Source organism: Nonomuraea sp. JJY05, from assembly GCF_043496855.1.
Lineage (GTDB): Bacteria > Actinomycetota > Actinomycetes > Streptosporangiales > Streptosporangiaceae > Nonomuraea.
In genome coordinates this window covers 98,469-115,344 of sequence record NZ_JBIEIS010000009.1, presented here as the reverse complement: position 1 = coordinate 115,344, position 16,876 = coordinate 98,469, and the positions used below count along the sequence as shown (strand labels likewise).

The 16,876-nt window shown below is 70.7% G+C and carries 17 protein-coding genes and 1 pseudogene; 8 read left to right on the top strand and 10 right to left on the bottom strand.

Annotation, left to right across the window (positions count from 1 at the left end; translation table 11 throughout):
• Positions 1-65: 65 nt before the first annotated feature.
• Positions 66-1,223 (bottom strand): sensor histidine kinase, encoded by a 1,158-nt coding sequence (locus ACFKCF_RS15640; RefSeq protein ID WP_394494138.1) that lies wholly within the window; start codon positions 1,221-1,223, stop codon positions 66-68.
• Between the two features lie 54 nt (positions 1,224-1,277).
• Positions 1,278-1,919, bottom strand: a complete 642-nt coding sequence (locus ACFKCF_RS15635; RefSeq protein WP_394494136.1) for a molybdopterin-dependent oxidoreductase — start codon at positions 1,917-1,919, stop codon at positions 1,278-1,280.
• 220 nt (positions 1,920-2,139) lie between these two features.
• On the opposite strand from ACFKCF_RS15635, the gene aroF reads away from it, so the two are divergent.
• Both aroF and ACFKCF_RS15625 read left to right on the top strand, forming a co-directional pair.
• Entirely contained in the window at positions 2,140-3,171 is a 1,032-nt protein-coding gene (aroF, locus tag ACFKCF_RS15630; RefSeq protein WP_394494135.1) for a 3-deoxy-7-phosphoheptulonate synthase, read from the top strand.
• Positions 3,172-3,323: 152 nt separating this feature from the next.
• Positions 3,324-3,611 (top strand): YiaA/YiaB family inner membrane protein, encoded by a 288-nt coding sequence (locus ACFKCF_RS15625; RefSeq protein ID WP_394494133.1) that lies wholly within the window; start codon positions 3,324-3,326, stop codon positions 3,609-3,611.
• A gap of 23 nt (positions 3,612-3,634) precedes the next feature.
• Here the strand turns inward: ACFKCF_RS15625 and thiI are convergent, their stop codons facing one another.
• From thiI to macS, 3 genes are all read right to left on the bottom strand, one after another.
• A complete protein-coding gene (gene thiI / locus ACFKCF_RS15620; RefSeq protein ID WP_394494132.1) occupies positions 3,635-4,834 on the bottom strand; it encodes a tRNA uracil 4-sulfurtransferase ThiI in 1,200 nt (399 codons plus the stop codon).
• A gap of 63 nt (positions 4,835-4,897) precedes the next feature.
• Positions 4,898-5,539, bottom strand: coding sequence for a response regulator (locus ACFKCF_RS15615; protein WP_394494130.1), 642 nt, complete (start codon positions 5,537-5,539; stop codon positions 4,898-4,900).
• A 9-nt stretch (positions 5,540-5,548) separates the two neighbouring features.
• The gene (gene macS, locus ACFKCF_RS15610) at positions 5,549-6,694 is read right to left on the bottom strand and encodes a MacS family sensor histidine kinase (RefSeq protein ID WP_394494128.1); all 1,146 of its coding nucleotides are present in this window, start codon (positions 6,692-6,694) and stop codon (positions 5,549-5,551) included.
• Positions 6,695-6,807: 113 nt separating this feature from the next.
• Here macS and ACFKCF_RS15605 point away from each other — a divergent pair, with 113 nt between their 5' ends.
• Complete coding sequence (locus ACFKCF_RS15605; RefSeq protein WP_394494127.1) at positions 6,808-7,674, top strand: MHYT domain-containing protein; 867 nt, start codon at positions 6,808-6,810, stop codon at positions 7,672-7,674.
• Between the two features lie 106 nt (positions 7,675-7,780).
• Complete coding sequence (locus ACFKCF_RS15600; RefSeq protein ID WP_394494124.1) at positions 7,781-8,554, top strand: MHYT domain-containing protein; 774 nt, start codon at positions 7,781-7,783, stop codon at positions 8,552-8,554.
• 138 nt (positions 8,555-8,692) lie between these two features.
• Here ACFKCF_RS15600 and ACFKCF_RS15595 read toward each other — a convergent pair whose 3' ends face one another.
• Positions 8,693-9,718, bottom strand: coding sequence for a 6-phosphofructokinase (locus ACFKCF_RS15595; RefSeq protein ID WP_185072926.1), 1,026 nt, complete (start codon positions 9,716-9,718; stop codon positions 8,693-8,695).
• Between the two features lie 111 nt (positions 9,719-9,829).
• Here ACFKCF_RS15595 and ACFKCF_RS15590 point away from each other — a divergent pair, with 111 nt between their 5' ends.
• Entirely contained in the window at positions 9,830-11,287 is a 1,458-nt protein-coding gene (locus ACFKCF_RS15590; RefSeq protein ID WP_394494122.1) for an FGGY family carbohydrate kinase, read from the top strand.
• A gap of 145 nt (positions 11,288-11,432) precedes the next feature.
• Complete coding sequence (locus ACFKCF_RS15585; RefSeq protein WP_394494121.1) at positions 11,433-11,714, top strand: hypothetical protein; 282 nt, start codon at positions 11,433-11,435, stop codon at positions 11,712-11,714.
• On the opposite strand, the pseudogene ACFKCF_RS15580 reads toward ACFKCF_RS15585, so the two are convergent.
• The 3 genes and pseudogenes from ACFKCF_RS15580 to ACFKCF_RS15570 all read right to left on the bottom strand — a co-directional run.
• A pseudogene (locus tag ACFKCF_RS15580) lies at positions 11,633-11,878 on the bottom strand (pyridoxamine 5'-phosphate oxidase family protein); the annotation flags it as partial. The gene ACFKCF_RS15585 and the pseudogene ACFKCF_RS15580 overlap by 82 nt on opposite strands.
• Before the next feature lie 6 nt (positions 11,879-11,884).
• Entirely contained in the window at positions 11,885-12,472 is a 588-nt protein-coding gene (locus tag ACFKCF_RS15575; protein WP_394494119.1) for a DJ-1/PfpI family protein, read from the bottom strand.
• Between the two features lie 72 nt (positions 12,473-12,544).
• Positions 12,545-13,120: a dihydrofolate reductase family protein gene (locus ACFKCF_RS15570; protein WP_394494117.1), complete on the bottom strand. Its 576-nt coding sequence runs from the start codon at positions 13,118-13,120 to the stop codon at positions 12,545-12,547.
• 286 nt (positions 13,121-13,406) lie between these two features.
• On the opposite strand from ACFKCF_RS15570, the gene ACFKCF_RS15565 reads away from it, so the two are divergent.
• On the top strand, positions 13,407-14,447 hold the full coding sequence (locus tag ACFKCF_RS15565) for a hypothetical protein (protein WP_394494116.1): 1,041 nt from the start codon (positions 13,407-13,409) through the stop codon (positions 14,445-14,447).
• A gap of 307 nt (positions 14,448-14,754) precedes the next feature.
• Positions 14,755-15,480, top strand: coding sequence for a Clp protease N-terminal domain-containing protein (locus ACFKCF_RS15560; protein ID WP_394494114.1), 726 nt, complete (start codon positions 14,755-14,757; stop codon positions 15,478-15,480).
• 10 nt (positions 15,481-15,490) lie between these two features.
• Here ACFKCF_RS15560 and ACFKCF_RS15555 read toward each other — a convergent pair whose 3' ends face one another.
• Positions 15,491-16,840 (bottom strand): N,N-dimethylformamidase beta subunit family domain-containing protein, encoded by a 1,350-nt coding sequence (locus ACFKCF_RS15555; protein ID WP_394494113.1) that lies wholly within the window; start codon positions 16,838-16,840, stop codon positions 15,491-15,493.
• Positions 16,841-16,876: the final 36 nt, after the last annotated feature.

Sequence of the window (16,876 nt, the reverse complement as noted above, 5' to 3'; positions counted from 1 at the left end):
TCCTCCACGCTGCCGTATGAAAGCAAAGGTCACAAGCGACACGCCAGCATAGCGTAATGAAATGACTACAATGAGCTAAGCTGGCTCTTGGGCACCCGCAGCCTCACCTTGGTGCCCGCGCCCAGCGCCGTCTCCACGACGAGCCCGTAGCCGTCGCCGTAGATCTGGCGCATCCGCAGGTCCACGTTGGCCAGCCCGATGCCGCTGCCCTCGCGGGCCGGGTCCTCGTCGAGCATCCGCCGCGCGCACTCCGGGTCCATGCCCGCGCCGTCGTCCTCGACCGTGATGTGCGCCTCCGGGCCCGCGTCGCGCACCACGACCCGCACCTCGCCGCTGCCGCCGCGGCCGCGCATGCCGTGCTTGATGGCGTTCTCGACGAGCGGCTGCAGGCACAGGAACGGCACGGGCACGGGCAGCACCTCGGGCGCCACCTGCATGCTGAAGCGCAGCTTGTCGCCGAAGCGGGCGCGTTCGAGCAGGAGATAGCGGTCGACGCAGGTCAGCTCGTCGGCCAGCGTCGTGAAATCGTGCGCCCTGCGCAGCGCGTAACGGGAGAAGTCGGCGAAGTCGAGCAGGAGCTCGCGAGCGCGCTTGGGGTTCGTGCGGACGAACGAGGCGATCGTCGTGAGCGCGTTGTAGACGAAGTGGGGCGAGATCTGCGCCCGCAGCGCGCGCATCTCCGCCTCCAGCGCGCGCCGCCGCGAGGCGTCCAGGTCGGCGAGTTCGAGCTGGCCCGACACCCAGCGGGCGACCTCCGTGACGGTGCGCACGAGGGCGGCGCTCACCTCGTCGTCGAAGGCCGCCAGCGTGCCCACGACCGTGCCGTCCACCGTCAGCGGCACCACGACCGCGCCGTGCGGCTCGCCCGCGAACACCTGGGCCCGCCCGGCGGCCAGGGCGGCGCGGGCGTAGGTGAGCACGTCGTCGGTGCACGGCCCCTCCCAAGCCAGCGCGGCCTCGGTGGAGGTGATCGCGACGGCCTGGGTGCCGAGCAGCGTGCGCAGATGCCGTACGGCCCTGCGGGCCGAGTCGCGGTTGAGCCCGGTCCGCAGGGCGGGGGCGGCCATCGCGGCGATGTGCAGCGTGGTGAACGTCGCCTCGTCCGATCTACGGCACTCCGGCAGCGCCAGAAGGCGCCACCGGGCACGGGCGAGCCCGTAGCCGGCGACGAAGGCCAGGGAGGCCAAGGAGGAGGACAGCGCCACGCACGCGGTGGTCAGCACGGGGAAAACCGTAGCCAATACAGAGCGTGTCCGGGGGAAAACCCGCAGTGAAGTCTATGGAGGACCCTCGCCGGGTTCTTCCTGGTAGGAGTAGCGCTGCTCGCGCCAGGGGTCGGCGACGTTGTGGTAGCCGCGTTCCTCCCAGAAGCCCCGTCGATCTTCGACGAGGTATTCGATGCCGCGCACCCACTTGACGCTCTTCCACGCGTACAGGTGGGGCACGACGATCCGCAGCGGGAAGCCGCGGTCGGGGCTGAGCGGCTTCTCGTCGAGCTCCATGGCGAACAGCGTGTCCTGGGCCGCGAAGTCGGCCATGCGCAGGTTGGCGCTGTAGCCGTACTCGGCCCAGATCATCACGTGGCGCACGCCGGGAGCCGGCGGGGCGGCCGCCATGATCGTGGCCGGGGTGACGCCGGACCACTCGTTGGCCATGAGCGAGAACTTGGTCACGCAGTGGAAGTCCGCGATCCGGGTGGCGCGCGGCAGCCGCTCGAACTCCTCCCAGGAGAAATGGTGCTCCGCCCCGGACGCGGTGGCGCCGAAGACGCGGAAGTCCCAGCTCTCCGGTTTGAACCGGGGCACCCTGCCGTAGTGGATCACGGGTCGGCCGCGCGGCACGTACTGGCCTGGAGGCAGGCGCGACTCCTCCACGATCACTCCCCTCACCTGACTCGCCGTGTGGGGCCATCCTGCCATCGGATGGATGGTGCTTCGCGAGCGGGTTGGGTGCGCTATCCTTACGGCCTATGCGCAACGCGTCCCTGTTTTGGTATGGCGACGGACCCGAGTCCGTTCGCCATCTGACGCTGCGCTAGCAGACAGGCGAACGAAGGCCCCGGGTCCGACAGGACCCGGGGCCTTCTGCGTTTCCGGACAAAGGTTTCGGACGAGATTTTCGGACGAAGGAGAAGTACAGATGGTGATCGTGATGGGCCCCGAGGCCACCGCGGATGATCTCTCGGCGATCGTGTCGGTCGTCCAGGCGGCCGGGGTCGAGGCTTTCGTCAGCAAGGGCGTGAAACGGACGATCGTCGGCCTGGTCGGCGACGTGGCGCAGCTCGACCCGGCCACGTTGCGCGGCATGGGCGGGGTGCGCGACGTCATGCGCGTGTCCACCCCGTACAAGCTGGTCAGCAGGGAGAACCACCCGGAACGCTCCACGGTCCACGTGGGGGGCGTGCCGATCGGCCCCGACACCGTGACGTTGATCGCGGGGCCGTGCGCGGTGGAGACGCACCAGCAGACGCTGGACGCGGCCAGGATGGCGCAGGCGGCCGGGGCGGTGCTGCTGCGCGGCGGGGCCTTCAAGCCGCGCACGTCGCCGTACGCCTTCCAGGGGCTGGGCGAGCAGGGCCTGCGCATCCTGGCCGACGTGCGCGAGGAGACCGGGCTGCCGATCGTGACCGAGGTCGTGAACGCCCAGGACGTCGGGCTGGTGGCCTCGTACGCCGACATGCTGCAGGTCGGCACCCGCAACATGCAGAACTTCGAGCTGCTGCAGGCGGTCGGCGCGGCGGGCAGGCCGGTGATGCTCAAGCGCGGCATGAGCGCCACGATCGAAGAATGGCTCATGGCCGCCGAGTACATCGCCCAGCGCGGCAACCTGGACATCGTCCTGTGCGAGCGGGGCATCAGGACGTTCGAGACGGCGACCCGCAACACGCTCGACGTCTCGGCCGTGCACGTGGCGCAGCGCCTGTCGCACCTGCCGGTGATCATCGACCCGTCCCACTCGGGCGGGCGGCGCGACCTGGTGCTGCCGCTGACCCGCGCGGCCATCGCGGTGGGCGCGGACGGCGTGATCATCGACGTGCACCCGCAGCCCGAGCAGGCGCTCTGCGACGGCCCGCAGGCCCTGGTCGACTCCGACCTGGGCGAGCTGGCCCAGGTCATGAACGACTTCCCGGCGCTGCTCGGCAAGTCCGCCGCGGTCGCGGTCGCCGTCTGACCTGCTGATCCGATGCCGTATCCCTGCCACGAGCGATCCCGCGCGTACGTACGGCCGGCCGCCGCCACGAGCCGAGCGGCCGGCCGTACTCAGAAGTAACTTGAGTACGGGACCCCATGCGGCGAGCCGTCGCGCGGCGCGACGATGGCCGCATGACGAAGCCCATCCAACCCACGCAGACCACCGCGTACTACGTCCAGGCGATCCTGTCGTTCGCCGTCTCGCTGTCCTCCGTGGTGATCGCCCTGGTCTACCTGCCCGTCGAGGGGTGGGTCAGGGCGTTCCTCGGGCTCGGCCTGCTGTACGTCGTCACCTCGACGATCACGCTGTGCAAGGTCGTACGGGACCGGCAGGAGCAGTCGGAGGTCAGCAAGCGCGTCGACCAGGCGCGGCTGGACAAGCTGCTGACCGAGCACGACCCGTTCAAGGTCGGCACCTGACCCCCGTCCCCGCCGCCGGGGGGCTAGTCGAGCGTGTACTCCTGGATCGAGTCGGCGAGCTGCACGCACAGCTCCTCGGCGTCGAGCCGCTTCTCTATCTGCTTCAGGTCCTCGATCTTGGCCCGGGTCTCGGCCCGCTTGGGCGCCAGCAGCGTGCAGCAGTCCTCGTCGGGCAGCTCGGAGATCTCCAGCGTGCCGATGCGCCGCGCCTCGGCCATGATCTCGGTCTTGTCCCAGCCCACCAGCGGCCGCAGGATCGGCAGCTCCACCGCGTTGTCCTGGGCGGTGATGTTGGCCAGCGTCTGGGAGGAGACCTGGCCGAGCGCGTCGCCGGTGACCAGCGCGGCGGCGTGGATGCGGTGGGCGACCTCCTCGGCCGTCTTGAGCATGAGCCGCCGCTGCGCGATGACGGCCAGGCGGTCCTGGCCGGAGGTGCGGATCGACTGCTGCGCCTTGCCGAACGGCACCACCCACAGCCGTGACCTGCCCTGGAACCGGTCGAGCTTCTTGACCAGCGCGTACGCCTTGTAGATCGACTCGGAGGTGGTGAACGGGATGCCGGAGAAGTGCAGGAAGTCGACGTGCAGGCCGCGCCGCATCATCCGGTAGGCCGCCACCGGCGAGTCGATGCCGCCCGACATGAGCACCAGGGCCCGGCCGCTGCTGCCGACCGGCAGGCCGCCCTGGCCGGGGATGCCGCCGGTGAAGACGAACACCTCGTCCCTGTCGACCTCGATGGACACCGTCAGCTCGGGGTTCTTCAGGTCGACCGGCAGGCCGTACTCGTCGTTGATCGCGCCCCCCACGAGGCGGTCGAGCTCGTTGGAGCGCAGCGGGAAGCGCTTGTCGCGGCGGCGGGAGCGGACGGCGAAGCGGGCGCCCCGCTTGGCCTCCTCGCTCTCGCCGACCAGCTCGAGACCGGCCTTCAGCACGGCGTCGGGGTCCTTGGCGACCCGCCAGGCCCGGTGGATCCAGACCAGCCCGGGAACGTCGGCGACCCGCTGGGCCACGGCCTCCGCCTGCTCGGCGGTGGCGCCCTGGGGCAGGAAGATCGCGATCACGCCATGCCGCTTGCGCACGTCGAGCTTGAGGTCGAGCGACCGGAGCGCGTCACGGATGTTGCTGATCAGGCGGCGTTCGAACAGCTCGCGGTTCTTGCCTTTCAGGACGATCTCGCCCAGCTTGAGCAGAACACACGGCTCGCCCAGGGCGGACATCGTCATGGTGGAACCTCCGGGAAGACGGGGAAGGGCACGCGTCGAAGGCAACGCCGCGCGCCATCGAGTTTAGTCCGCGTCCAGCCCGTGCTCGATCGCATATCGCACCAGCTCCACCCGGCTGTGCAGCTGGAGCTTGCGCAGGGCGTTCTGGACGTGGTTCTGCACCGTGCGGTGGGAGAGCACGAGCCGCCCGGCGATCTGCCGGTAGGACAGGCCCTTGGCCACCAGCCTGAGCACCTCGGTCTCGCGTTCGGTCAGGCGCGGCCCCTCGGCGGGCGCCGGCTGCGCGGCCAGCCGCCGGTATTCGCCGAGCACGAGCCCGGCCAGGCCCGGGGTGAACACGGCGTCGCCGTCGGCGGTGCGGCGTACCGCGTCGAGGAACTCCTCCCGGCTTGCCGATTTCACCAAATATCCGGACGCGCCTGCCTTGACCGCCTCCAGCACGTCGTCCTGTTCGGCGCTGGCCGACAACACCAGCACCCTGGGCGGCGGCTCCACCGCGGCCAGCCTGGCGGCCACCTCCGCACCCGACATATCCGGTAACCGCAGATCGAGCACCACGACGTCGGGCCGGGCCGCCCCGGCCGCCCGCACCGCCTGCCGCCCCTCCCCCACGGTGGCCACGACCTCGTAGCCGGCCTCGGCGAGATCCCTGGCGACGCCGTCGCGCCACATCGGATGGTCGTCCACCACCATCACCCGCACCATGCCGCAACTCTAACCGTGTGCTCCGGTCCCGCCCCGCGACGGCGACGCCCCCGAGGCAGGCACGGTGATCTCGACCTCCGTGCCCTCCCCCGTGCGACTGGCGAAGGCGACCGTGCCGCCGAGGTCGGCGATCCGGCCGCGGATGGACTGGGCGACCCCCAGGCGGCCGGCCGCTGCGGCCTCGGCCAGGCGGCCCTCGGCGATGCCCGGGCCCTCGTCCCGCACCGTCACCGTGATCGCCCCGTCCGACGACTCGGCGAAGATCCAGGCTCGGGCGCCGGTCCCGCAGTGGTCCCGTACGTTGTCCAGCGCCGCGCGGACGGCGGCGGCCGTCTCGGCGGCCACCGGCGCGGGCAGGATCATCGGCGTGGCGGGCGTCGAGACCGTCACCCGCGGCGAGGCGTGCGGCAGCAGGAGGGCGCGCAGGTCGGCGGACCCCACGGGAACGGGGGCGGAGGCCGGGGCGACGAGCTGGCGCAGCACGGCCTCCTGTTCGCCGGCCAGCCGCCCCAGCTCCGCCGCCTCACCGCCGATCTGCCGGCCGCGCCGCTGGACCAGGGCCAGAACCTGGAGCACGGAGTCGTGGATGTCGCGGGCGAGCCGGTCGCGCTCGCGCTGGGCGGCCTCCATCTCGATGGCCCGCTGCATGCGCTCCTCGGCCTGCCTGGCCAGCCGCGCCACGTGGCCGACCACGACGCCCGCCAGGAAGAGCAGGACCGCGCCGTTGACCAGGATGGGCGCCTGGCCGGTGCGGACGCGCAGCCACAGGTCGCCGGCCGCGACGACGGCCGCCGCCACCGCGCCCAGCCGCCTGCCCCCGTGCACGGCCCAGGCCAGCACGGGACCGGCGATCCACGTCGCGGGCACGGGCATGGTGCCCTCCGCGCCTTGACCTGCGCCCTCGACATACGGAGAGGCGAGCAGGCAGGCCAGGGTGACCAGCAGGTCGATCGCCAGCAGCGGCCAGCGGCGCGCCGACTCGGCCGAGTAGGCGAGCGTCGCCCCCGCCGTCCACAGCGCCATCACCCCGATCACCAGCCAGCCGAGCACGGGCTGCTCGTAGCCGCGGTGCTGGGCCATCAGCACGGCCGCGTACACCAGCGACGCCACCCGGAAGACCGCGATCGCGCGCCAGAAAGGGCCTTCGATAGCCATGAGCCCTTCTCATGTTCCGACAGAGAGGTTGACAGATAGTGCAGATATCTATGCGAATGGGACATGCCGGTATGGCACAATCCGGGAACCCCTAATTACCAAGGAACCGATAGATGACCTCCGCTGTGAATCATTTCACCTACGGCCTGCTGACCCCCCTGCTCGCCTACGTGATGTCCTGCATCGGCTCGATGCTCGGACTACGGCTCACCGCTCAGGCGCACGCCTCCCGCGGCGGTTCCCGGGTGCGCTGGCTGCTGGGCGCGTCCATCTCGATCGGCGGCACCGGCATTTGGGTCATGCACTTCATCGCCATGATGGGCTTCGAAGTGGAAGGCACCCAGATCAAGTACGACGTGTGGCTCACCGTCGCCTCCGCGCTGGTGGCCATCGTGGTGGTGGGCACCGGCCTGCTGCTGGTCTCGTACGGTGGCGGCCGAGTCCTGGCGCTCCTCGGCGGCGGCCTGCTCACCGGCCTGGGCGTGGCCTCCATGCACTACCTGGGCATGTACGCGATGAACATGTCCGCCCACGTCTCCTATGACCGCATCACCGTGGCCGTCTCCGTGGCCATCGCCGTCGTGGCCGCGACGGTGGCGCTGTGGTTCACGCTGCGGGTCAAGAAGCCCATCTGGATCACTCTCGCCGCCCTGGTCATGGGCGTGGCCGTCTCGGGCATGCACTACACCGGCATGTACGCGATGCACGTCACGGTCGACGCCGAGCCTGGCCTGGTCGCGGGCGCCGACGCGCTCGACTTCCTCGTGCCCCTCATGACCGTGATCAGCCTGATCACGCTGACCATGCTCCTCATGGTGATCCTCTCGCCCTCGGAGGAGGAGCTGCACGAGGACGCCGAGCTGGTCGCCAAGCTGGAGTTGCGCCGGCGTACCACCCAGGAGCAGCAGCTCACCTACCCCGCGCCGGTGGTGCAGATGCCGCAGCAGCGCCGGCAGGCCATGCAGGGCCGCAGAAGATAGTTGCGCACGCGGCGACTCCCTGTTCATACTCCCTTATCGGTGCGTAAGGGTTGGGGTGGGGGTCATGTCGCCGGTCGATCATTTTTCCTTTGGGCTCTTAACGCCCGTGCTCGCGTACGTCATGTCCAGCGTGGGCTCCATGCTGGGCCTGCTGCTGACCTCGAGAGCCCGCCTCGCAGGCGGGCGCGAGGGTAAGTTATGGCTGGTGGGGGCCGCTTTCGCGATCGGCGGCACCGGCATCTGGACGATGCACTTCATCGCCATGCTCGGCTTCTCCGTGACCGGCTCGGTGATCCGCTACGACGCGCCGCTCACCGCCCTGTCCGCGCTCATCGCGGTCGTCGTCGTGGGGATGGGCCTGTTCCTGGTCTCCTACGGCGGCGAGCGGCTGACCTACCTGCTCGGCGGCGGCGTCCTGACCGGCTGCGGCGTGGCCAGCATGCACTACCTCGGCATGTACGCGATGAACATGTCGGCCCACGCCTCCTACAACCCGGTGGTCGTCTTCCTGTCCGTCCTGATCGCGGTGGCCGCGGCGACGGTGGCGCTGTGGTTCACGGTGCGGGTCAGCGGCGCCCTCAAGATCGGCGGTGCGGCGCTGGTCATGGGCGTGGCGGTCACGGGCATGCACTACACGGGGATGTACTCGTTGTCGGTGGCCGTGCACTCCGACTTGGTGCCCGTGCCCGGCGTCAAGGCCGTCGACCTGCTGCTGCCGCTGATCGTCGGCATCAGTGTGATCACCGTAGGGCTGCTGCTCGCCGTCATCCTCTCCCCCTCGGAGAAGGAGCTGCGCAGCGAGGCGGAATATCGGGCGCGGCTGCGCGGGAACGACGAGGGCGCGCCGGAAGTGGATCTCTTCGGCACGCCCCGCGGTTGAGCTATCTCCTGGGTACGGCTTGCGACGCGTGGTGGGCCGCCGACTCGCCGCGGCGCAAGCCGTACCTTCGGGCGGGGTTCTGAGTGGTGACCCCGCTGGTCCAGAAGGTACGGCCGCGCGCTTGCAAGCGGCTTTCACTCAGCCGAAGAAGACCTCCGCCTCGGAGTAGCGCGAGACGGGCACGGTCTTCAGCTCGGCCGTGGCCTCGTCGAGCCCGACGCGGACGATCTCGGTGCCGCGCAGGGCGACCATCTTGCCGTAGTCACCCTCGTGGGCGGCGTCGATGGCCTGCAGCCCGAACCTGGTGGCCAGCACCCGGTCGTAGGCCGTCGGGGTGCCGCCGCGCTGGATGTGGCCGAGCACCGTGGTGCGGGCCTCCTTGCCGGTGCGCTTCTCGATCTCCTTGGCCAGCATCTCGCCGATGCCGCCCAGCCGTACGTGCCCGAACGCGTCGAGCTCGCCCGTCTGCAGCTCCATCTGGCCCTCGATCGGGTGGGCGCCCTCGGCGACCACGATGATCGGCGAGTAGCGGGTGCGGAAGCGGGACTCCACGTATTCGCAGACCCGGTCGATGTCGAACGGCCGCTCCGGGATGAGGATGACGTTCGCGCCGCCCGCCATGCCGGCGTGCAGCGCGATCCAGCCCGCGTGGCGGCCCATGACCTCGCAGATGAGCGCCCGGTGGTGGGACTCGGCGGTGGTGTGGAGGCGGTCGATGGCCTCGGTCGCGATGTTGACGGCGGTGTCGAAGCCGAAGGTGTAGTCGGTGCCCGACAGGTCGTTGTCGATGGTCTTGGGCACGCCCACCACGTTGACGTGGCGGTCGTACAGCTGCTTGGCGACGCCCAAGGTGTCTTCGCCGCCGATGGCGATCAAGGCGTCGACGCCGGTGGCGGCGAGGTTCTCCTTGATCCGGTCGACCCCGCCCTCGATCTTGATGGGGTTGGTGCGGGAAGAGCCCAGTATCGTTCCGCCGCGCGGCAGGATGCCCCGCACGGCCTGGATGTCGAGCGGCATGGTGTCGCCTTCAAGTGGGCCGCGCCAGCCGTCACGGAATCCGACGAACTCGTGACCGTAGACGCTCACCCCCTTACGCACCACTGCCCTGATCACGGCGTTGAGGCCGGGGCAGTCGCCGCCCCCGGTCAGCACTCCAATACGCATGGCGGGTTCCTCCCGATGGGGGTCACCTTGATGTCAGACTCGCATTGTGCCCGTCGTCGCGGGCAGTGGTCTAGACCAAACGCCAGGCTGCCCAGATTGCGGGGATATTTCGTGAGTGTGTTGGCCATTGACGCCGGGACGACAGGCGTGACTGCGCTCGTAGTCACTGAAACCGGACAAATCGAATCCAAAGGCTACGAGGAGTTCGCACAGCACTTTCCTTCCCCCGGATGGGTGGAGCACAATCCCGAAGACATCTGGCAGGCCACGCTCTCCGCGTGCGGCGCCGCGCTGAGCGGGGCCTCCGGCTCCCCGTCCTGCGTCGGGATCACCAACCAGCGTGAGACCGCCGTGCTCTGGGACCGGCGCACGCTGGCCGCGCCGACCCGGGCCATCGTGTGGCAGGACCGGCGCACGGCCGGGATCTGCGACCGGCTGCGCGAGGCGGGCCACGAGCCGCGCGTGTCGGAGCTGACCGGGCTGCGGCTCGACCCGTACTTCACCGCGACGAAGCTGACCTGGCTCGCCGAGCACGACGAGACCACCTGGGCCGGCGTCCGGTCCGGGAACATCGCCATAGGGACGGTCGACTCCTACCTCATCGCCAGGCTCACGGCGGGCGCACGGCACGTGACCGACCCGTCCAACGCCTCACGCACGCTCCTGTACGGCCTCGCCTCCGGCGACTGGGAGCCGGAGCTGTGCGAGCTGTTCGGGGTGCCCCTGGAGGCACTGCCCGAGATCGTGCCCAACTACGGACCGCTGGGGCTCACGGGGCCGTCCGCCTTCCTCGGGCTGGAGCTGCCGATCAGCGGGGTGGCCGGCGACCAGCAGGCGGCGCTGTTCGGGCAGACGTGCTTCGACGTGGGGGACGTCAAGTGCACCTACGGCACGGGGTCGTTCGTGCTGGCCAACCTCGGCGGGGAGATCGTCCGTTCCGACACGGGGCTGCTGACCACGGTGGCCTGGCAGACGCCGGCGGGTGAGCGCACGTTCGCGCTGGAGGGGTCGATCTTCGTGACCGGGGCCGCCGTGCAGTGGCTGCGCGACGGGCTGGGGCTGATCGGCACGGCACCGGAGTCCGAGGCCGTGGCGCGCACGGTGCCCGACAGCGGCGGCGTGGTGTTCGTGCCGGCCCTCACGGGGCTGGGGGCGCCCCACTGGGACCCCGCCGCACGCGGGCTGATCACCGGCATCACGCGGGGCACGACGCGGGCGCACCTCGTCAGGGCCACGCTGGAGGCGATCGCGTTCGAGGTGCGGGACGTGGTGGAGGTGATGACCGGGGGCGCCGTGCCGGTGCTCAAGGCCGACGGCGGGGCCAGCTCGAACGACCTGCTCATGCAGCTCCAGGCCGACCAGCTCGGGGCGGCGGTGGAGCGCCCGGCCATCCAGGAGACCACGGCCCTCGGCGCCGCCTTCCTGGCGGGGCTGGGAGCGGGCGTGTGGGCCTCGCGGACCGAGCTGCGCCATACGTGGCAGCTCGAACGCCGCTTCGAGCCCGGCCCGCGGGACGACGCCGCCTACGAGCGCTGGCGGGCCGCCGTCGAGCTGGCCTCCCGGCGATAGCACCCTCAGGGTGTGGGGGGGCAGCGGCAGGGGCAGTCCGGGCAGCCCGTCGATGCTGGTGGCGATGTGGTCCTTGCGCGCGAAATAGTCGCCGAGCGACTCGTCGTCCTCCCGCGCGAATCGCTTCGCGTGCAGGTCGCGGTCCATGTCGTACGACATGAGGGGAACCGCGAAGCCGCAGGTGTCCCGGATCAGCTCGGCGTGCACGACGACGATCGCCCGCAGCCCGTGCGGGGCGGGGTCGATCGCGGGAAAGCAGGTGATCAGCTCGGCCCACCTGGGGTCGTCGCGGAAGACGGGCTCGCCGCGCCCGTGGATCCGCACGATGTTGGGCGGACCTTGGAAGGCGCACCACATCAAGGTGATCCGGCCGTTCTCGCGCAGGTGGGCGATGGTCTCCGCGTTGCTGCCGGCGAAGTCGAGGTAGGCCACCGTCACCTCGTCCAGGACCGCCAGCGACCCCGTCAGCCCCTTGGGAGACAGGTTGACCGTGCCGTCACCGGCGAGCGGCGCGGTGGCCGTGAAGAACACCGGCTGCGCCTCGATGAACGCGCGCAAACGATCGGTGATGCGTTCGTACGTCTTGCCCATGGTTCGTCACCGTCCTCGTGCGTGGAAGACCCGGGCGGTCCGCGCGTACCCGATGGAGGTGGAGACGCGGTCGGCGGTCGCGGTGCCCAGCTCCCGTTCAGTGATCCACAGGCCCAGGTCCAGCCCGGCGCTCAGCGCTCCGGCGGTGATGCGGTCGCCGGCGTCGACGACCCGCTCCTCGACGGCGTCGACGCCGTAGGACCGCAGCTCCTCGTACGCGTCGTGGTTGGTGGTCGCCTGCCGGTCGGCCAGCAGACCGGCGGCGGCGAGCAGCAGCCCACCGGTGCACACCGAGGCCATCCAGCGGGTCGAGGGCGCCACCGCCGCGAGCCGGGCAGGGAGCACCCCGAGCTGCGCCTCGGCCCAGGCGCCCGCCGGGGCCCGGTTCAGCCAGCCGCCGCCCGGGACGATCACCCCGTCGGGCCGCCCGAGGACGGTGGGCACCTCGATCCTGACGCCGCGCATGCTGGTCACGGGACCGGGCCGCTCGGCGGCGACCAGCTCGACGGCGAGCCCGGCCATGGACAACACCTCGAACGGCCCGAACACGTCCAGTTCGTCGAAGCCGTCGAAGACCACGATCTCGATTCGCACGCAGCCATGATCTCACCGCGCACGCGGCGAGGACGACGACCCCGGCCTGGCTCGGCGCCGGCCCGCCGCCGGTCAACCGTGCCGGGTGGGCCGATAGGTCAGCACCTGCGTGTTGCCGTCGAAGGTCCGCGCCTCGAGCAGCTCGAGGTCGAAGTCGTCCGCACCGTCGAAGATCCGGTCCACGCCGGTCTTCCCGGAGATCACCGGGAAGACCGTCACCTCGATGGTGTCGATCAGGCCGGCGTTCAGCAGCGCCCGGTTGAGCGTCAGGCTGCCGTGGGAGCGCAGCGGCACATCGGATTCGGCCTTGAGGCGCGTGACCACCTCGACAGGATCGCCGGACTCGATGGTCGTGCCCGGCCACTCGAGCGGCTCGGTCAGCCGGCTGGAGAGCACCGTGACCGGGGAGTCGAACATGCGCGTGATCCACCCGTCGAACAGGCTGCGGTCGAAGCCTGCGGCGAGGAACGGCGCGTTCGAGGCGTAGGTCGTGGCCCCGAGCACCATGCGCAGCGGGTCGCGGTAGGCGGCGGCGCGATAGGCGAGGAACTCGGGGCCCTGCTTGCCCCAGTAGCCGCCCCAGTCGCCGCTGTGGTTGGCGAAGCCGTCGAGCGTGGAGAAGATGTCGAAGGTGTAGGTGGCGGTCATGGTGTCTCCTTGCGGGAAGTCGGTCGCGCCCGCCTTGCGGCGGCCTCACCCCTGCTACGAACACCACCGCCCCGATCCGACACTCCTCCCGGATCTCTTTTCAAAACTTTCCGGGCTGTGTGGTCTGAACCCGTCCGTCGGCCTCGAGTAGTGATCTTGCGAGGTAGCCGGCGAGGTCGCGGAAGCCCGGCGCGCAGTCCCGGCAGCGCGGCCACTCGCCCGGGTTCTCGCGCGGGGTTCGCGGCCGGTCAGCGCGTCGTAACACACGAGCCACTACCATGCAGCTGTGCTCAACCCCCCGCCCTTCGCCCTGCTCAACGGCCTGCTCGGCTGCCGCACCGACGATCCGCGGCTGATCGAGTTACATCGGATCCACGGCCTGCGCCCGCCGCCTACCTTCCCTGACAGGGACGGCTGGCACGGCATGGGCGTAATCGAGCAGGGGTGGTCGTTCGGTTACCAGGCCACCGTGCGGGTCCCCGGCTGTTATCCCTCTCCCCGGGTACGGGGCCGCGGCCCGGTGATCGGCTACGTCACCAAGATCTATATCCAGGAGCCCTACCCGGAGATGGTGCTGGACGGCCTCACGATCACACTGCCTGAGCCCGAGGCGCGCGCACGTGCGCTGGACAGCACGGTCGCGGAGTACGGGAACGTGGTCCACGTGCTACACCGTGACGAACGGAGCACATTCGAGGTGCGGTACCACGACGACGGCCGCTTCATCTGGTACCTGCTGACTCTCAACGAACGCGACGCCGACGACCCGGAACTACTCAGCGGGACGACGCCGGACGCCCGCCCGATCCCGTCCTGGCCGGTCCTGAACGCCGACGAACCATTCCCGGCGGCCCTGCAGGCACTGCGCGCCCACCAGGACGCCTCCGGGCTCGACGAACTCGACTTCGAGATGCTCGACCGCTTCGATCCGGACGCGGTCGGCTCCTGGACCGGCAATGCCGACGCCGACCAGGAGTTCCGCGTGTTCGGGATGGACGGCAGCGGCGGGCTGGTCGCCTTCTGGCTGGTCCACGAGGGACTTCCGATCGAGCGGCAACCGGTCGTCCTGTTCGAGAGCGAAGGCTCCATCGGTCCGGTGGCCAAGGACCTGTGCGACTTGCTCTACCTGCTGGCCGCCGGCGTCGGCCCCTTCGAGGCCGTCATGTACGGCCCGCCCGACGAGGATGCTGACCCTCACCTCGAGATCATCCGCATCGCTGAGACCGAACTCGAACGACGCGAAGGCAGAACCCCCGAAGCGATCCTCGAAGACGCCGAGAACGAATACGCCGACATCAGAGACCGCGTCGATTCCCTGACCCGATGAACACGCCCAGGAGCGCACGGGCGCAGAGCCTTCTGCAGTGACTTGCGGGCCTGGAGGTCGTCATCGCCTGGCTGGACGCCCGGCCCCCGGCCCGGCCCCAGGCCAGTTTCCGACCCAGGCGTGTACGCACCGCCGGCGGCAGGCGCGGAGTTCGCGCCCCAGACGCCCACCCGGCAGTCGTGGCGCTGGAGGGTGGCGACCGATCCCGCACGGCCCGTTCAGGCCGGTGCAACAGCAGCGCGCCTCCGGCGCGCCCAATCGTCAACCTAAGGTTGACGGAGGCATAGCGTCAACCTATGGTTGACGCATGGAGAGAATCGTGCGTCTCGACGACCTCATCAACGCGATCAAGAGCCGCCACCCCGACGGCGACCCGCTGGAAGAGCTGGCCGATGCCGTGTCGCTGGGTGAGCACATCGGCGAGGTGGCCGACCATCTGATCGGGCACTTCGTGGACCAGGCCAGGCGGTCCGGGGCGTCCTGGACCGACATCGGGCGCAGCATGGGGGTCAGCAAGCAGGCCGTGCAGAAGCGGTTCGTGCCCAAGGACGGCGGCTCCCCGTCCGGGGACCTGCGGGCCTACGCCCGCTACACCGATCGGGCCCGGCGCGTCGTCGTGCGGGCGCAGAAGGAGGCCCAGGAGGCGGGGCACGGTCACATCGAGGTGGGACACCTGGTGCTGGGGCTGCTGAGCGAGCCGGATGGGCTGGCGGTCAAGGCCATGGTGACGCTCGGGGCTTCGCCGGAGGCGGTCGGGGAGGCCGCCAGGGCGGCTCTCGGGCCGGGCGGCGAGCCCCCGGCCGAGGCCGTGGCGTTCGCGGCGCAGAGCAAGAAGGCGCTGGAGCTGACGTTGCGCGAGGCGCTGCGGCTGGGCCACCCGTTCGTCGGGACCGAGCATTTGCTGCTGGGCGTCCTGTCGCTGGAGGACGAGCCGGTGGCCCGGGCGCTGGGCGAGCTGGGCGTGACCAAGGAGCCCGCCGAGCGCGAGATCGTCCGGACGCTCGACGAGATCCTGCGGGAGACCATGGCCTGACCGGGGCGTGTCAATGAGCACCGGCAGGGCCCTGGGCGAAGCGGGTCAGGAGGTTGGTGGTCGCGCGGCGGGTGAAGGCGGCGGCGCGGTCGGAGACGCCGTGGCCGCACCGCGCTCCCCGCATCGCGCACACCCAGCGCATCGTCCCCGACGCGAACACCCCGGCCCCGCTGGGCGCCACGTAGTAGGTGCTGTTGGAGTGGGTCGCCCGCCCGCCGCCGCAGGAGTACGGCGACTCCGCCAGCACCTGGACGTTCCCCGGCGACCCGCGCGACACCTTGTCGGACTCCACGCCGACCATCCCCGGAAAACGCCTCCCCCTGGTCCCGGCGAAGATCCAGTGGCGCGGCCGCGTCACCCGGTAGGCGCCCTCCGCCGGGAAGCAGTCGTACATCTGCCCCACCAGCGTGCTCTCCGGCCTGGAGTCCCGCCACAGCCGGCACAGCCGCTCCTTGTCGCAGGCGAGCGTCCTGTCGTGCATCGCGATCCGCCAGTAGACGGCGTTGGCGCCGAGGAAGGCCAGGTTCGTGCCGGCGTCCCTGGCCGTGGTGACGACCGCGCGCATGCCGGGCGACCAGTACTCGTCGTGTCCCAGCGACACCACCGCCCGGGCGCCGTCGAGCACGCCGGGCTTGAGGTCCAGGTTCGTCAGGTACGCCAGCGGCACGTGGCTCTGCTCGGCCACGGCCAGCGCCTCCTTCTCGAAGTCAAGGAAGAGCCGGGCGCCGACGTCGTCGTACGGGCGGTCGAAGGTCACGGCGCGGGAGCGGTCGGCGTACCCGCGCGGGCCCGCGTAGAGGCTGCGGCCGCCCCACCGGTTGTAGGCCTGCCAGGTGGTGACCGCGTTCACCAGCACCACCCGGCCGGCGGTGGAGGCCGAGCGCACGGTGATCGGGACGTAGCGCTGGGCGCCGGTGGAGGCGTCGAGCCTGATCAGGTACGCGCCCTCGGGCCAGCCCGCGGTGTCCACGGTGAGCGAGGGCCGCCAGTGGGCCGCGCTCACCGTGCCGTCCACGAGCCGCATCGGCGCCTGCCGCACGCCCTGGACCGCGGGTGACTCCCACACCCTGACCGGGTTCGCGCCCATGCGGAAGGCGCGCGCCGAGAAGCGCGGAGCGGTCGTCGAGACCCGCAGCCCGAAGCGCTCGCCCGGCAGGACGCTCACCCGGTCGGCGTAGCCCTCGATCTCGTGCTCCGCGCCCAGCCGGGTGATGTGCCAGGACTCCTGCACCTCCGCGACGGACGGAGGCGTCCCGCCCGGGTCCGGGCGCTGGACCCGGTCCGGGGCGGGAGCAGGGGGCGAGCCGCCGCACCCGGCGACGACGACCAGCGACGACAGCATGACGAGGATCTTTCGCACCCGTCCATGGTCATGACCGAACGCCCCGATGAGCCG

Coding starts and splice junctions, on each gene's coding strand:
- ACFKCF_RS15585 (WP_394494121.1), top strand. CDS start 11,433: ATGTCGTACGACATGAGGGGAACCGCGAAGCCGCAGGTGTCCCGGATC.
- ACFKCF_RS15615 (WP_394494130.1), bottom strand. CDS start 5,539: ATGGTGCGGGTGATGGTGGTGGACGACCATCCGATGTGGCGCGACGGC.
- aroF (WP_394494135.1), top strand. CDS start 2,140: ATGGTGATCGTGATGGGCCCCGAGGCCACCGCGGATGATCTCTCGGCG.
- macS (WP_394494128.1), bottom strand. CDS start 6,694: ATGGCTATCGAAGGCCCTTTCTGGCGCGCGATCGCGGTCTTCCGGGTG.
- ACFKCF_RS15560 (WP_394494114.1), top strand. CDS start 14,755: ATGGAGAGAATCGTGCGTCTCGACGACCTCATCAACGCGATCAAGAGC.
- thiI (WP_394494132.1), bottom strand. CDS start 4,834: ATGACGATGTCCGCCCTGGGCGAGCCGTGTGTTCTGCTCAAGCTGGGC.
- ACFKCF_RS15625 (WP_394494133.1), top strand. CDS start 3,324: ATGACGAAGCCCATCCAACCCACGCAGACCACCGCGTACTACGTCCAG.
- ACFKCF_RS15635 (WP_394494136.1), bottom strand. CDS start 1,919: ATGGCAGGATGGCCCCACACGGCGAGTCAGGTGAGGGGAGTGATCGTG.
- ACFKCF_RS15605 (WP_394494127.1), top strand. CDS start 6,808: ATGACCTCCGCTGTGAATCATTTCACCTACGGCCTGCTGACCCCCCTG.
- ACFKCF_RS15595 (WP_185072926.1), bottom strand. CDS start 9,718: ATGCGTATTGGAGTGCTGACCGGGGGCGGCGACTGCCCCGGCCTCAAC.
- ACFKCF_RS15570 (WP_394494117.1), bottom strand. CDS start 13,120: ATGACCGCCACCTACACCTTCGACATCTTCTCCACGCTCGACGGCTTC.